14 protein-coding genes are annotated in these 14,683 nt (G+C 56.4%); all 14 read left to right on the top strand.

All coding sequences use genetic code 11. The features are described 5' to 3' along the window. The 14 genes from METTU_RS08230 (at position 1) to METTU_RS23125 (ending at position 14,667) form a co-directional block, all read left to right on the top strand. Positions 1-2,223, top strand: a complete 2,223-nt coding sequence (locus tag METTU_RS08230; protein ID WP_006890887.1) for a chemotaxis protein CheA — start codon at positions 1-3, stop codon at positions 2,221-2,223. 293 nt (positions 2,224-2,516) lie between these two features. After that, on the top strand, positions 2,517-2,858 hold the full coding sequence (locus METTU_RS08225; RefSeq protein WP_040579711.1) for a hypothetical protein: 342 nt from the start codon (positions 2,517-2,519) through the stop codon (positions 2,856-2,858). Positions 2,859-2,879: 21 nt separating this feature from the next. Continuing rightward, the gene (locus tag METTU_RS08220) at positions 2,880-4,760 is read left to right on the top strand and encodes a HAMP domain-containing methyl-accepting chemotaxis protein (protein WP_006890884.1); all 1,881 of its coding nucleotides are present in this window, start codon (positions 2,880-2,882) and stop codon (positions 4,758-4,760) included. 9 nt (positions 4,761-4,769) lie between these two features. After that, the gene (locus METTU_RS08215) at positions 4,770-5,327 is read left to right on the top strand and encodes a chemotaxis protein CheW (protein ID WP_006890883.1); all 558 of its coding nucleotides are present in this window, start codon (positions 4,770-4,772) and stop codon (positions 5,325-5,327) included. A gap of 388 nt (positions 5,328-5,715) precedes the next feature. After that, entirely contained in the window at positions 5,716-7,593 is a 1,878-nt protein-coding gene (locus tag METTU_RS08205) for a HAMP domain-containing methyl-accepting chemotaxis protein (protein WP_081466888.1), read from the top strand. A gap of 9 nt (positions 7,594-7,602) precedes the next feature. Next, positions 7,603-8,160: a chemotaxis protein CheW gene (locus METTU_RS08200; RefSeq protein ID WP_006890879.1), complete on the top strand. Its 558-nt coding sequence runs from the start codon at positions 7,603-7,605 to the stop codon at positions 8,158-8,160. 281 nt (positions 8,161-8,441) lie between these two features. Further along, positions 8,442-9,272: a hypothetical protein gene (locus METTU_RS08195; protein ID WP_050897737.1), complete on the top strand. Its 831-nt coding sequence runs from the start codon at positions 8,442-8,444 to the stop codon at positions 9,270-9,272. A 110-nt stretch (positions 9,273-9,382) separates the two neighbouring features. Then, positions 9,383-9,967: a hypothetical protein gene (locus tag METTU_RS21700; RefSeq protein WP_050897736.1), complete on the top strand. Its 585-nt coding sequence runs from the start codon at positions 9,383-9,385 to the stop codon at positions 9,965-9,967. A gap of 225 nt (positions 9,968-10,192) precedes the next feature. Beyond that, positions 10,193-10,771, top strand: coding sequence for a hypothetical protein (locus METTU_RS08185; protein ID WP_040579709.1), 579 nt, complete (start codon positions 10,193-10,195; stop codon positions 10,769-10,771). 2 nt (positions 10,772-10,773) lie between these two features. Then, complete coding sequence (locus tag METTU_RS08180) at positions 10,774-11,514, top strand: oxygen-binding di-iron domain-containing protein (RefSeq protein WP_006890876.1); 741 nt, start codon at positions 10,774-10,776, stop codon at positions 11,512-11,514. 307 nt (positions 11,515-11,821) lie between these two features. Further along, on the top strand, positions 11,822-12,658 hold the full coding sequence (locus METTU_RS08175; protein ID WP_006890874.1) for a CheR family methyltransferase: 837 nt from the start codon (positions 11,822-11,824) through the stop codon (positions 12,656-12,658). A 1-nt stretch (position 12,659) separates the two neighbouring features. Beyond that, on the top strand, positions 12,660-13,202 hold the full coding sequence (locus METTU_RS08170) for a chemotaxis protein CheD (RefSeq protein WP_006890873.1): 543 nt from the start codon (positions 12,660-12,662) through the stop codon (positions 13,200-13,202). Beyond that, positions 13,199-14,272, top strand: a complete 1,074-nt coding sequence (locus METTU_RS08165) for a protein-glutamate methylesterase/protein-glutamine glutaminase (protein WP_006890871.1) — start codon at positions 13,199-13,201, stop codon at positions 14,270-14,272. Before METTU_RS08170 ends, METTU_RS08165 begins: the two co-directional genes overlap by 4 nt. A gap of 209 nt (positions 14,273-14,481) precedes the next feature. Then, the gene (locus tag METTU_RS23125; protein WP_150107758.1) at positions 14,482-14,667 is read left to right on the top strand and encodes a hypothetical protein; all 186 of its coding nucleotides are present in this window, start codon (positions 14,482-14,484) and stop codon (positions 14,665-14,667) included. The last annotated feature ends 16 nt before the right edge of the window (positions 14,668-14,683 follow it).

The raw sequence follows: 14,683 nt of genomic DNA, 5'->3' as shown, positions 1-14,683 counted from the left end.
ATGATCCCAGACGAATATCTACAAACCTTTGTTGTCGAATGCAAAGAACTGCTCGAACAAATGGAAGAAGCCCTGCTCATCGTAGAACAGGCCGAACAAGACCCGGAAATCATCAACGCCATCTTTCGGGCCGCGCATACTATCAAAGGCTCGGCGGGCATGTTCGGCCTCGACCCCGTCGTCGAATTCACCCATGCCGCGGAAAGCGTGCTGGACCGGGTGCGTAGCGGCGAGGTAGCAATGACTTCGGTATTGGCGGCCTTATTCATCGAAGCGCACGACCATTTGAAAGAATTGATCGGCCATGTTGCCGAAGGCAGCCACCCGGCCGAAGCAACCGACAACCACGGTAAAACCTTGATAGCCCGGCTGGAAGCCTATCTGGGCGAGACCCCGGCGGAGCAACCGGGCAACTCGGGAAGCTCGGACAACTCCGGCGAAATGCCCGTCATCCAGACCGCCAACGTCGAGCGCGAACACAGCGACGCCGTGGTCGGCACCGACCTGTGGCACCTATCGTTACGCTTTGGCCCCGAGGTGTTCAGGAACGGCATGGACCCGTTTTCGTTCGTACGCTGCCTGGCCTCGCTGGGCAGCATCGAAGAACTGGTGACCGTCATCGACGCCATCCCGGCCGCCGCACAGATGGACCCGGAATCCTGCTACCTGGGCTTTGAAATCAGCTTCAGCAGCGATGCCGACAAACTCGCCATCGACAGCCTCTTCAACTTCGTCCGCAGCGACTGCTTCATCCGCATCCTGCCGCCGCGCAGCAAAGCCTCCGAATACCAGCGCCTGATTCAGGAATTGCCGGAACAGGAAATGCGCCTCGGCGAAATCCTGGTCAAGTGCGGTACCTTAACTCCGGAAGAGCTGGACAACATCCTGCGCCTTCAATCCCAGCACGGCGACGCCCCGCAACGGCCGATCGGCGAAGTGCTGGTCGAACAGCAGATGGTCAGCTCGCCGGTGGTCGAAGCCGCACTGGCAAAACAACAACAGGTCAAAGACAACAAAAAAAGCGAAGCCAGCCTGATCCGCGTCGATGCCGAAAAACTCGACGAACTGATCAACTTGGTCGGCGAACTGATCATCGCCGGAGCCGGCACCAACCTGATCGCCCGGCGCGCGGGCATGGCCGAGCTGATGGAATCTACCGCCACGCTGTCCAGGCTGGTCGAAGACGTGCGCGATTCGGCACTGGCGTTGCGCATGGTGCAGATCGGCGGCACCTTCAACCGCTTCACCCGCGTGGTGCGCGACGTCAGCAAAGAACTGGGCAAAGACATCGACCTGGTGATCAGCGGCGGGGATACCGAACTCGACAAAACCGTCGTCGAAAAAATCGGCGACCCGCTGACCCACCTGGTGCGCAACTCCATGGACCACGGCATCGAAGCCGCCGAACTGCGTCTTGCCAGAGGCAAGTCCGCCAAAGGCACCCTCAGACTCAACGCCTACCACGACGCGGGCAGCATCGTGATCGAAGTCAGCGACGACGGCGGCGGCCTGAACAAAGAAAAAATCCTCAACAAAGCCATCGAACGCGGCTTGGTCGCCGAGGGCGCAAACCTGAGCGACAAAGAAATCTACAACCTGATCTTCGAAGCCGGCTTCTCCACCGCCGATGCGGTCAGCAACCTGTCCGGCCGGGGCGTCGGCATGGACGTGGTGAAACGCAACATCCAGGCCCTGCGCGGCAGCGTCGACCTGGACAGCATCGAAGGCCAGGGCAGCACCATCCGTATCCGCCTGCCGCTGACCCTGGCCATCATCGACGGCTTCATGGTCGGCGTCGGCAACGCATCTTACGTCATCCCGCTGGATATGGTGGTCGAATGCGTCGAATTAAACGCCTGGGCCAGCGACGAAGGGGATGGCCAATACCTGAACCTGCGCGGCGAAGTGCTGCCGTATCGACGTTTGCGTGACCACTTTGTCATAGACGGCGACATGGTGCAGCGCGAGAACGTCGTCGTAGTGCGCTACGGCGAGCACAAAGCCGGCTTGGTCGTGGACAAACTGATGGGCGAATTCCAAACCGTGATCAAACCGCTGGGCAAGTTGTTCAGCAGCGAAAAGAGCATCGGCGGATTTACTATTTTGGGTAGTGGAGAGGTCGCGCTGATTGTTGATGTGCCGGGGTTGATGGGTCAGATAGAACATGAAAGGGAGGCGGGGGAGGTCGTACCGTTCACACGCTCCGGCGTGGTAATGCATTAGTTCCGGGAACGCCAAGCCCTAGCTTGGCGCGAAACAATCAGAAAGTTGAAAATTAAAAGCCGAGCTGGGGCTCTGCGTTCCCAGGACTGGGGCGGGACGGGGTTTGCAACCCCCGTCCCGCTCGAGAATAAGCGTTGCTTACATGACTGAATTTGGAGAGATAAACTGAGATGACTTATTACTTTGTAGGCGATGAGCTTATCGCGCCCACGCCGGGGTGTCGGAATGATGGGCGCATTGCTCCTGCGGCACGAGAGGAGCCCATTCCGGGCAAGACTGTACGGCGATCTGTCATGACAAATCGATTTTTAGCCGTTGCCGGGCTGTTCATGGCGACAGGTGTTGCCGGAGCGGAAGAACCGCAAGTCACGCCTTACCGGTCAACCGTTTCCAATCCGGCGGTTTTGCCGGTACCGGGTATGCCGGAAATCGAATTGGGCGGGATGCATAGTGCCGGCGGCTCCGAGCAACAGCGCGATCCCGTGCCGTTTCTTGCCAAGTACGCGTTTAATTCCGATTGGGGCGTAATGGTCGGCGCCGATCTTTTATGCCCGCGCCATTTCGTTGGAGGACGGCATCGAAGCGAACGGCTTTGGCGACACCCTGCTGCGGTGAAAAATAGCGGTAAATTTTGAAAATCCATAAGAGGAATAAAAATGTTTAAAAATATGAAAGTCGGGATGCGTCTCGGATTAGGTTTTGGCGTGGTGTTGCTGTTAATGATTACCGTGATTTACAGCGGCATCAGTGCCATGTCGTCTCAGAATGACAAGATGGATCAAATCGTTAACGAAAACGCCTATAAAACCGCGTTAAGTAATACCATGTCCGAAAATGTCCACATTGTTTCACGTATTTTACGTACCATCACTTTGTTGGATGATCAGGCTGCCATGCAGGTGGAAAAGGCGAAGATGGATAAGGCGCGAGCCGCCTATAACAAGGCTTGGGACGATCTGGAAAAGACCCCGGCCAGTGAAAAAGGCAAGGCGATTCGCAAAGCTATCGAGGAAGGGGCGGCAGCAGCCCGTGATGTGAACAACAAGGTCCTCGAATTGGCGCTTGAGAACAAAGATGCAGAAGCTGTGCATTTGCTGATGGGCACGGCTGCGCCACTGGTGGCTAAATGGCAGGAGGCTCTTGATGAAAACCTGGAGCGTCAGGCGGAGAATAACAAAGATGATGCCAAGGATGCAGCGGAGGCTTATATCGAGTCGCGCAACTTGATGTTCACGCTGGGCGGAATAGCCATCGTTTTGGGGATAGGTATCGCTTTTTGGGTGACCCGCTCCATCACGCTACCGCTGAACATGGCGAGGGATGTCGCCCAAAAAATCGCCGAGGGCGACCTGACATCGAATATTCAGGTTGCCAGTACGGATGAAACCGGCCAATTGCTCGCTGCGATGAAAAACATGAGCGACACCCTGAAAGGCTTGCTGACAGACACAGACGTCCTGGTCAGGGCGGCGGCAGAAGGCGAGCTCGACGCCCGTGCCGATGCCAACAAATACCAAGGCGACTTCCGTAAGCTGGTGCAAGGCATCAACGACACGCTGGACGGCGTGGTTAATCCTGTCAACGAAGCGGTCGACGTCCTCAAGGAGATGGAACAAGGCAACCTGACCCAAACCGTCAACGGCGACTACAAAGGCCAGCTCAAGGACTTCAAGGACACCGTCAACAACACCATCGCCAAACTGTCGCAAGTCATCGGCGAAGTCAACGCTGCCGCCTCCAACATCGCCGGGGCCAGCGAGGAAGTCAGCGCCACCGCCCAGAGCATGAGCCAGGCAACCAGCGAGCAGGCCGCATCGGTTGAAGAAACCAGCGCTTCCGTCGAACAGATGTCGGCGTCGATCAACCAGAACACCGAAAACGCCAAAGTCACCGACGGCATGGCGGCCCAAGCCAGCGGTGAAGCGGTGCAAGGCGGCGAAGCGGTTAAAGAGACGGTCAGCGCGATGAAGAGCATCGCCGGAAAAATCGGTATCATCGACGACATCGCCTACCAAACCAATTTGCTGGCCTTGAACGCGGCGATTGAAGCGGCACGGGCGGGCGAGCACGGCCGGGGCTTTGCGGTGGTCGCCGCCGAAGTGCGGAAATTAGCCGAACGCAGCCAGATCGCCGCGCAGGAAATCGGCGAACTGGCCGAAAGCAGCGTCGATATGGCCGAAAGCGCCGGTAAGCTGCTGGATACCATCGTGCCATCAATCAAGAAAACCTCCGACTTGGTGCAGGAAATCGCTGCGGCCTCCGAAGAACAGTCGGCAGGCGTAGGTCAAATCAATACGGCGATGGATCAGCTCAACCAAATCACCCAGCAGAACGCCAGCTCGTCGGAAGAGTTGGCCGCCACCTCGGAAGAGATGAGCGGACAGGCCGCGCAACTACAGGAACTGATCGCGTTCTTTACCGTGAGTGGCGGCGGCGCTACATCGGCGTCTTTCACTGACAAGTCTTCCAAACCGGCGGTTAAAAAAACGGCGGCGGCAAAACGGGCGACTAACGAAGTCGAATTCGTCAGGTTTTAGGAGACGGACATGAATGCAATCGTACAAGCAGCACAGGCGCTCCCGGCTATGGACGGAAGTCAGGGACTTGAGGAACAGCAGCAATACCTGACCTTTATGTTGAGCGGTGAAACTTACGCGATCAGCATCCTGCGCATCAAGGAGATCATCCAATACGGCCAACTGACCGAAGTGCCGCGGATGCCGGATTTTATCCGCGGGGTTATCAACCTGAGAGGGGCGGTGGTGCCGGTGATCGACCTGAGCGCGCGTTTCGGCAAACAGCCCACGGCGATTGGGCGGCGCAACTGCATCATCATCATCGAAGTGGCGCTAGGGGCTGAAACCCAGAGTGTCGGGGTGATGGTGGATGCGGTCAACGCGGTGATGGAGATTCCGGCTAGCGAGATCGAACCGGCGCCCACGTTCGGCACCAACATCCGCGCCGACTTTATTGCCGGCATGGGCAAAATCAACGGCAAGTTCGTGATCATCCTGAACATCCAGCATGTGCTGTCGATGGACGACATGGCTGCATTGGCTACGGCGGGTTCTGCGCCGTCTGCCGAGCTGGTGCAGGCGGGGTGATGTCAACACGGTTGATTTGTGTCTACGCGGGTTCCCAAGCTTCAGCGCTTATCGTTATACTCATCTTGAGCCGGTTCCTAAATCTCCAGTCTGGGAATCAGCGCAAAGGGTTTGCGCTAGTTCCCAAGCAGGAGCTTGGGAACTAGCGTAAGGTCTAGCTTACGCCGGTTCTTGGAGCCGGACGGGGTCGCTCGCATTCCCACGGGCTCCGTGGGAATGAGAAAAAACGATGGGGACGGGGTGCAACTCCCGTCCTGCTCAGTTTCGATGCGTTCTTCATCGGCGGTTCCGGTTGCCGATTTGGTGTAGGCGGAGTAATTGTAGGGCGCGCCGAGCGACTTTTTTTGGGTTTTTATGCGTTGCGTAGAAACGAGGTAAATTAAATTAAATGACTGTAACAAAAAAGATGGCATTGTTGGTTTGTACGGCTTTATTCGGTTTAGCCGGGCTAACTGTTTTTAGTTATTCCCAGATAGAACGAGTATTCACGGCAGCTAATTTCGCCAGCGAAAACAGCGTTCCGGCTTTGATTGCTGTAGACAAGGCAGTAAAAAACTTCGGGCAAGTGCGAGTTCGGTTGTATCGGCACGTACTCAATTCGGACGCTACTAAAATTGCTTCGTATGAAAAAGAGCTTGATGCATCGCGCACTGCCTTAGCGGCAGCGTTGAAAGAGTATGAGCCGACCATTACAGATGCCGAGGACCGGCGTTTATTCAATGCAAACAAGGCAGCCTTGGCCGCTTACGAGCCGGGCATCGAGCCGGTGTTGGCGCTATCTCGCGCCAATAAGAAAGACCAAGCGAAGGATGCCTTGAATGGACTCACCGCTACCGGAAGAGTGCTGCAAGATGCACTGGATGCACAGGTGAAATACAACATTGATCTTGCCCGGAAGAGCGTCGACGATGCCGTTGAGATCAAACGCAAGGCCTTGATCCAATCGGCGGCGATTGCCGTAACTGCATTCTTGATGACTGCGGTAATGGGCTTTTTTATTACCCGCAACTTGATGAACCAGTTGGGCGGCGAACCGGATGAGGCCGCAGATATTGCCAATAAAATCGCAGTCGGCGACCTTTCTAGCCAAATCCACCTGAAACCCGGCGACACCGCCAGCGTATTTGCCGCAATGAAAAACATGAGCGACACCCTGAAAGGCTTGTTGGCCGACACCGACGTCCTGGTCAAGGCCGCAGCCGAGGGCGCGCTTGATACCCGTGCCGATGCAAGCAAATACCAAGGCGACTTCCGCAAACTGGTTCAAGGCATCAACGACACCCTGGACGGCGTGATCGACCCCGTCAACGAAGCGGTTGAAGTGCTGAAAGAAATGGAGCAGGGCAACCTGACCCAAACCGTCAACGGCGACTACAAAGGCCAGCTCAAAGACTTCAAGGACACCGTCAACAACACCATCGCCAAACTGTCGCAAGTCATCGGCGAAGTCAACGCTGCCGCCTCCAACATCGCCGGAGCCAGCGAGGAAGTCAGCGCCACCGCCCAAAACATGAGCCATGCAACCAGCGAGCAGGCCGCATCGGTTGAAGAAACCAGCGCTTCGGTCGAACAGATGTCGGCGTCGATCAACCAGAACACCGAAAACGCCAAAGTCACCGACGGCATGGCGACCCAAGCCAGTGGCGAAGCGGTGCAAGGCGGCGAAGCGGTAAGAGAAACCGTGGGCGCGATGAAGAGCATCGCCGGAAAAATCGGCATCATCGACGACATCGCCTACCAAACCAATTTGCTGGCCTTGAACGCGGCGATTGAAGCCGCCCGGGCCGGTGAACACGGCAGGGGCTTTGCGGTAGTCGCCGCCGAAGTGCGCAAACTGGCGGAACGCAGCCAAATAGCCGCCCAGGAAATCGGTGAGCTTGCGGAAAGCAGTGTCGATATGGCCGAAAGTGCCGGTAAGCTGCTGGATACTATCGTGCCTTCGATCAAGAAAACCTCCGACCTGGTGCAGGAAATTGCCGCGGCCTCTGAAGAGCAGTCGGCAGGTGTCGGCCAAATCAATACCGCGATGGATCAGCTCAACCAGATCACCCAGCAGAATGCCAGTTCATCGGAAGAGTTGGCCGCCACCTCGGAAGAGATGAGCGGACAAGCGGCGCAACTACAGGAGCTGATGGCGTTCTTTACCGTGGGCGATAGTGCCGGTGCGCTATTTAAGGCGCCCAATGTCAAGCCTTTCAAGCCTGCGATTAAAAAAGCAGTGATCGCAAAACAGGCGCCTAACGAAGCCGAATTCGTAAGATTCTAGGGGGCGGGCATGAAGGCAATCACACAAACGGCACAAACCTTGTCGGCCACGGCCGACAGTCAGGCGCTTGAGGAACAACAGCAATATCTCACCTTTATGTTGAGCGGTGAAACCTATGCTATCGGCATCCTGCGCATCAAGGAGATCATCCAATACGGCCAACTGACCGAAGTGCCGAGGATGCCGGATTTCATCCGCGGCGTCATTAACCTGAGGGGAGCGGTGGTGCCGGTGATCGACCTGAGCGCCCGTTTCGGCAAGCAGCCCACTGCGATAGGTCGGCGCAACTGCATCATCATTATCGAAGTAATGATGGGAGAGGAAACCCAGAATATCGGGGTGATGGTGGATGCTGTCAACGCAGTGCTGGAGATTCCGGCCGACGAGATCGAACCGGCCCCGACTTTCGGCACCAACATCCGCGCCGACTTTATTGCCGGCATGGGCAAAATCAACGGCAAGTTCGTGATCATCCTGAACATCCAGCATGTGCTGTCGATGGACGACATGGCTGCATTGGCTACGGCGGGTTCTGCGCCGTCTGCCGAGCTGGTGCAGGTGGGATGATGTCAACACGGTTGATTTGTGTCTACGCGGATTCCCAAGCTATAGCGCTCATCGTTATACACATCTTGCTCCGGTTCCTAAATCTCCAGTCTGGGAATCAGCACAAAGGATTGTCAAGGAAGTTGCCGAGCGTTGGAGTGCAGGCTTCGCCTGCAAGCGCAAGCAAAGCTTGCACTCCCGTTGCAATCAGTCGTAACGATGAACATAGGCTTACACAGGAACGGAGACGTCTCGGTCATTCTTACCGGATGACGGCATCCCATAGGCACTTATATATAAAGATGAGAGCTCCAGCGAGGGAACCCGGAAAACGAAGCTTCGGCTTCGCGAGACGGGAAGCCGAATTCCCGGCAACTAGCGCAAATCGATTTTTAATCGCTGCCGGACTGTTGATGGCGGCAGGTGTTGCCGGAGCCGAAGAACCGGAAGCCACGCCTTACCGGCCTACGGTTTCCAACCCGGCGGCCTTGCCGGTGCCGGGTATGCCGGAAATCGAACTGGGCGGGTTGCATACCAGCGGCGGCTCCGAACAGCAACGCGACGGCGTGCCGTTTCTTGCCAAGTACGCTTTTAATGCCGATTGGGGCGTCATGGCCGGAGCCGACCTTTACGATCGCGCCATTTCGTTGGACGGCATAGAAGCGAATGGCTTTGGCGACACCCTGCTGACCGTCAAACACCATCATGACGTGTTCGAAAATCTTGAGTTGGGGTTTGAAGCAAGCGTCAAACTGCCTTCTGCCAAGTATGCCTTGGGTAGCGGCAGAACCGATGAAACACTCAACGGCATCGTCAGTACGCGTTTAGGATCGGCGGCAGTGGATATTAACTTGGGCGTGACTCGGCTGGGAGCGTATGGCGAAGGCGAAAGCCGTTATCAAGTGACGTGGGCAGCCGCAATAGCGCAGCCGGTGACCGAACGCTGGACGGTGTCGGCCGAGATGTCGGGTGCGGATCGCCAGGGCACGCGCGGTACCGCGCAGTTTCTGGCCGCGCTGAGTTATGCGTTAAACACGCGAATCGTGCTGGATGGCGGCTTTGCGCTGGGCGTTGGCTCTACCGCGCAGAACTTGAGTTTGTTTACAGGGATGACGATGTTGTTGGGGGACTGAGTTTTTCGCTTCTGTATTCCTGCTGGGGAATACGGCCATTACCCATTGCCTGACGGCATTGCACAGGTTTTTTTACAGTGACGTTCAACTTACTTAAACATAAAGCGCCCATGAACGAATTAAAAGCTATCGCGGCAATCAATGAGGAAATCAAGAGCATTGTTTACGCGGCGGAAAACATCAGCCTGACTGCGACCAATGCAATGCTGGTCGCGAGGCAAGCGGGCACCAATGCCGTGGGCTTCAGCGTGGTCGCGCGCGAACTGCGAACGTTTAGCGAGAATATGGCGACGGCCATGCAAAGCCTATCCGGGTTGATTGACTGGCAGGTAGAAGTAAGCGCAGGCTCGGAGCGGAATAAGGATTTTTTCGCTCCGGCATGTGTTGACGCCCAGGCTGATAGAGATGAAATCGAGCAACTTATTGTGAGTCAAGTGTGCGAGTTGCAGATCAGGGTGATGCGCACCGCAAAGCAATGCGCAACCGGCTTGCTGATTGCGCAATCGGTCGACATGGAGACATCTCCCGGCGGCACGATGACACTGGAATTGCGCCGGATTACGCAAGAGGTGGAAGAGCGCGTCGGGAATATTGCCCTGAGTGTCAGGAAGCTTGAATCGCGACTGGCAGAGGCGGGGTTATGGAAAAACAACGATTATTTATTAATCCGGTTAACGCCGATGAATACCGGATGATCGACGGTACTGCGGCGTTGTTGACTGACCCTCTGGATGGCTAGGAAGTTTTTGCAGATATTACCGCAATCTGTGAGGCGTTCGATGTTGACGCAGGAGGGGCGTATCGTTTTGCAGACATTGCTGATGTTATGTGGGAATGAACGGGGCTATTACAAATTACCTGAGGGCATTAAACCGGTGTTTTTACAGTGATATTTTTAAATTAAATCGTTAAGTGGACATATGAACGAATTAAAAGCTATTGCGGCAATCAATGAGGAAATCAAGAGCATTGTTTACGCGGCGGAAAACATCAGCCTGACTGCGACCAATGGAATGCTGGTCGCGAGGCAAGCGGGTATCAATGCCGTGGGCTTCAGCGTGGTCGCGCGCGAACTGAGGATGTTCAGCGAGAAGATGGCGGCCGCCATGCAAGAGCTAGCGAAGCTGATTTACCGGCAGGTGGTGGTCACCGCAAGCAAGCGTCACCGCTCGCGCAGCGTGGTTCTGTTCGCCCGGACCGGAGCTTATGGCGAGTTGGCGCAGGCCCGTATCGCCCCGGCCTATGCACGCAGCCAAGCCGATGTGGATGAAATGGAGCGACTTATCGCGGGCATGCTGCGCGAGTTGCAGATTACGATGAGGCGCACCGCAAAGCAATGCGCAACCGGCTTGGTGATCGCCCGTTCGGCCGGTATTGAGGCGGCTCACGGCGGCGCCATGACGCCGGTGTTACGCCAGATTGCGCAGGGTGTGGAGGACGTTGTCGGCAATATCGCCGAGCGCGTAAGGAAACTTGAATCACGACTGACAGAGACCTGATTATGAAAAAAGCGACGATTATTTATCAATCAGGGCAACACCAGTGGATTGCCGTAGCGCGGGACCCGGAGCGGCCTAATTATTTGATCGACACCAACGAATACCTGATTACCGACGGCAATACCGCACTGTTGACCGATCCGGGCGGTTCGGAAATCTTTTCAATGGTGTTTGCAGCTATTTGTGAAGCGTTCGATCCGGCGGACATCGGCGTGCTGTTTGCGTCCCATCAGGACCCGGACATTATCTCATCGCTGTCGCTGTGGCTGGATTTTAATCCGGAACTCAAATGTCATCTCAGTCGTTTGTGGACAACCTTTGTCCCGCATTTTGGCGGCACTGACGAAACCTTTATAGGGATTCCTGACGAGGGCTCGACGATTGCGGTCGGCAAGTTGAAGTTGCAAGCCGTGCCTGCGCATTACCTGCATTCTTCCGGAAATTTTCATCTATATGATGAAGCCGCGCGGCTATTGTTCTCGGGCGATATTGGCGCGGCGATGCTGCCGGACGACATGAATGATTTATTCGTTAAGGATTTTGATCGACACATTCAGTATGCGGAGGGCTTTCATCGCCGCTTTATGGGCTCGCCGGAAGCCAAGCGCCTGTGGTGCGAGCGCGCCGCCGCCATGGAAATCGACATGCTCTGCCCGCAGCACGGCGCGGTTTATCAGGGCGCGGATGTCGAGCGTTTCATCAATTGGTTTTCGGAGTTGCAAGTGGGTTCCGGGTTGATATGAAGCAACGCAACGGTGATTTCGCCTTGTTCCTACGTGCCATTAATTAGTGAGTGCTAGTTCCCAAGCTCCAGCTTGGGAATTCGGTGTGGGAAGCTCCAGCTTCCCGTCTCGCGAAGCTGGAGCCTGGGAACCAGAGCGAAGAATTTTTAAGGAAGTCGCCGACAGCGGGAGTGCAGGCACCCAAAGTAGGCGCTTTAGGCGAAGCTTGCACTCCCGTTGCAATAAGTCGTCTTCAATACATAACGATGAACATAAGCTTGCACTTGATGAGCGCCGCAGCGCGGGAACGATAAAAGGAGTGAACAAAATGACTGGATACGCAAGTAACAAACCCAATCTTCTCGCCGTGGTGTTGCACGAAAAGGAATTCGCACAGTTCCGCGACCTGATCTACCGCATCGCCGGCATCAGCATGTCGCCCGCCAAGAAGCCGCTGGTGACCAGTCGCTTGGCGAAACGCCTTAAACATCATGGCTTGGGAAGCTACGGCGAGTATTTCCAGATGATTACCGCAGCCAACGGCAAAACGGAATTGCAAATGGCGGTGGATTTGCTGACCACCAACGAAACGCACTTCTTCCGGGAACCCAAGCATTTCGAGTTCCTGCGCCAAAGCGTTTTGTCGGCGCGGAAACCCGGCAAACCCCTGCGCATTTGGAGCGCCGCCTGCTCCAGCGGCGAGGAACCCTACAGCATTGCGATGCTGCTGGATGAGGTGTTAGGCACAGCGCCGTGGGAAATCGTTGCCTCCGACCTCAGCACGCGGGTGTTGGAAAAGGCGCGCACCGGCCTTTATCCTATCGGGCGGATGCCGGAAATCCCCCGGCATTACTTGTCAAACTACTGCCTTAAAGGCACCGGCACCCAGGAAGGAACGTTGCTGATCGAGCGCAAGCTGCGCGAACGGGTGCAGTTCATGCACTATAACCTCACCGAAGCGCCGCCGAAACTGGGCGAATTCGATGTGATATTCCTGCGCAACGTCATGATCTATTTCGACCTGGATACCAAACGCCAGGTAGTCTCACGCCTGCTGTCGCTGCTGCGCCCCGGCGGACATTTCCTGGTCGGCCATTCCGAGACGCTGAACGGCATAAGCGAAGACGTACGCCTGGTGCAACCGGCGGTTTACCGGAAACCCTGAAATGATAAGGCCTTTGCATCCTGTAGAGATATTTCTCCAGCCCGGCGATCATTATTTTGCCGACCGGGATACTCGTATCCGCACCGTACTGGGATCTTGTGTGTCAATGACCTTTTGGCATCCTCAACTTCTGGTCGGGGGGATGTGTCACTACATGCTGCCGGAACGTGGCGGCGAACGCAGGGAAGGCGACTGGCCTGCGCCGGACGGGCGTTATGCCGATGAGGCGATTGCCTTGTTGATGAAGAAAATGGATGCGGTCGGCGCTTCCCATAAGGAATATCAGGTTAAGTTATTTGGCGGCGGCAATATGTTTCCCGAAACGAATAAAAATATGAATGTGATGTCCCAAGTCGGCAGCAGGAATGTGCAAGCGGCGCGGCGACTGGCGAAACAACACGGTTTTACCTGCGTGGCCGAGCACTTGGGCGACATCGGACATCGCAACGTGATTTTTGAGGTGTGGAGCGGCGAGGTTTGGGTTAAGCACACTAATGTGGTGTCCATAGCCGGGCTTGAACCGCTAAACAGGAGGTTAGGATGACCAGGATCAAGGTGCTGATCGTGGATGATTCCGCCGTGGTGCGCCAGGTGTTGACCGCAAACCTGTCGCAAGATCCGGGTATTGAAGTGATCGGGGCCGCTTCCGACCCGGTGTTCGCCATGGCCAAGATGGCGGCGCAATGGCCGGATGTGATCGTGTTGGACGTGGAAATGCCGCGCATGGACGGCATCACCTTTTTGAAAAAGCTGATGGCCGAACGGCCCACGCCGGTGGTCATCTGTTCCACGCTGACCGAGAAAGGCGCGGAAACCACCATGCAGGCGCTGGCGGCGGGCGCGGTAAGCATCGTCACCAAGCCCAAGGTAGGGCTCAAGCAATTTTTGCAGGACGACTCGGAAAGCCTGGTTAACGCCGTCAAAGCCGCCGCCCGCGCCAACCTGCGTCGACTGGGCGTATCAGCCGTTGCCGTGCCGGTGCAGGCCAAATTAACCGCCGATGCGATCCTCCCTGCCGGTAGCCATGCGATGGCCGAAACCACCGACCGGGTTGTCGCCATCGGCACCTCCACCGGCGGCACGCAGGCGCTGGAAGTGGTGCTGACCGCCTTGCCGCGCGTCTGCCCCGGCATCGTTATCGTGCAGCATATGCCGGAAAAGTTTACCGGGGCTTTCGCCGATCGTTTGAACAACTTGTGCCAAATTGAAGTGCGCGAAGCCGTTAATGGCGACCGGGTGTTGCCGGGACTCGCACTGATTGCGCAAGGCGGGCGGCACATGTTACTCAAGCGCAGCGGCGCGCACTACCGTGTCGAGATCGTGGACGGGCCGCCGGTCAGTCGCCATCGTCCGTCGGTCGATGTGTTGTTTCGGTCTGTCGCCAAATGCGCAGGCAAGAATGCACTGGGCATCATCATGACCGGGATGGGCGATGACGGTGCCAAAGGCCTGAAGGAAATGCACGACATGGGCGCGCGCACCGTGGGGCAGGATGAAGACAGCTGTGTGGTGTACGGCATGCCGAAAGAGGCGGCAAAGCTAGGTTCCGTGGATAGGGAGCTGCCGCTGGGCCGGATTGCTTATGAGATTGTGGCCTATGGCGGCGGACGATAGTTTGTCCTACAGCGGGCGGGGCGCGATATGCAGGACGTAGGCCGGAATAAGCCCGCCCGGCGTAAGCAAGGGCGGGTGTTTCCGGCGAAACTGCGGAACAAGCCGGAAACGCCACCTCGCGCTACGCTTGGGTGGCCTTATTCCGGCCTACGTCGAGATGTGTATAACGACGAGCGTAGCGGATGGGAACGAGAGGTAAAAAATAAAAAATGGGACAACAATTAATCAATGTACAAAAACAGGACGTAGGCCGGAATAAGCCCGCCTGGCGTAAGCAAGGGTGGGTGTTTCCGGCGAAACTGCGGAACAAGCCGGAAACGCCACCTCGCGCTACGCTTGGGTGGCCTTATTCCGGCCTACGTCGAGATGTGTATAACGACGAGCGTAGCGGGTGAGAACGAGAGGTAAAAA

It is taken from the genome of Methylobacter tundripaludum SV96 (assembly GCF_000190755.2).
Lineage (GTDB): Bacteria > Pseudomonadota > Gammaproteobacteria > Methylococcales > Methylomonadaceae > Methylobacter_A > Methylobacter_A tundripaludum.
The sequence above is the reverse complement of the archived record's forward strand: the minus strand, read 5'-3'. Positions and strand labels throughout refer to the sequence as shown.

What these genes read in the sequence shown, in the direction of transcription:
- METTU_RS08195 (WP_050897737.1), top strand. Translation starts at nt 8,442, where the DNA reads ATGAGAGCTCCAGCGAGGGAACCCGGAAAACGAAGCTTCGGCTTCGCG.
- METTU_RS08185 (WP_040579709.1), top strand. Translation starts at nt 10,193, where the DNA reads ATGAACGAATTAAAAGCTATTGCGGCAATCAATGAGGAAATCAAGAGC.
- METTU_RS08175 (WP_006890874.1), top strand. Translation starts at nt 11,822, where the DNA reads ATGACTGGATACGCAAGTAACAAACCCAATCTTCTCGCCGTGGTGTTG.
- METTU_RS08230 (WP_006890887.1), top strand. Translation starts at nt 1, where the DNA reads ATGATCCCAGACGAATATCTACAAACCTTTGTTGTCGAATGCAAAGAA.
- METTU_RS08225 (WP_040579711.1), top strand. Translation starts at nt 2,517, where the DNA reads ATGACAAATCGATTTTTAGCCGTTGCCGGGCTGTTCATGGCGACAGGT.
- METTU_RS08205 (WP_081466888.1), top strand. Translation starts at nt 5,716, where the DNA reads ATGACTGTAACAAAAAAGATGGCATTGTTGGTTTGTACGGCTTTATTC.
- METTU_RS08165 (WP_006890871.1), top strand. Translation starts at nt 13,199, where the DNA reads ATGACCAGGATCAAGGTGCTGATCGTGGATGATTCCGCCGTGGTGCGC.
- METTU_RS08180 (WP_006890876.1), top strand. Translation starts at nt 10,774, where the DNA reads ATGAAAAAAGCGACGATTATTTATCAATCAGGGCAACACCAGTGGATT.
- METTU_RS21700 (WP_050897736.1), top strand. Translation starts at nt 9,383, where the DNA reads ATGAACGAATTAAAAGCTATCGCGGCAATCAATGAGGAAATCAAGAGC.
- METTU_RS08220 (WP_006890884.1), top strand. Translation starts at nt 2,880, where the DNA reads ATGTTTAAAAATATGAAAGTCGGGATGCGTCTCGGATTAGGTTTTGGC.
- METTU_RS23125 (WP_150107758.1), top strand. Translation starts at nt 14,482, where the DNA reads ATGGGACAACAATTAATCAATGTACAAAAACAGGACGTAGGCCGGAAT.
- METTU_RS08200 (WP_006890879.1), top strand. Translation starts at nt 7,603, where the DNA reads ATGAAGGCAATCACACAAACGGCACAAACCTTGTCGGCCACGGCCGAC.
- METTU_RS08215 (WP_006890883.1), top strand. Translation starts at nt 4,770, where the DNA reads ATGAATGCAATCGTACAAGCAGCACAGGCGCTCCCGGCTATGGACGGA.
- METTU_RS08170 (WP_006890873.1), top strand. Translation starts at nt 12,660, where the DNA reads ATGATAAGGCCTTTGCATCCTGTAGAGATATTTCTCCAGCCCGGCGAT.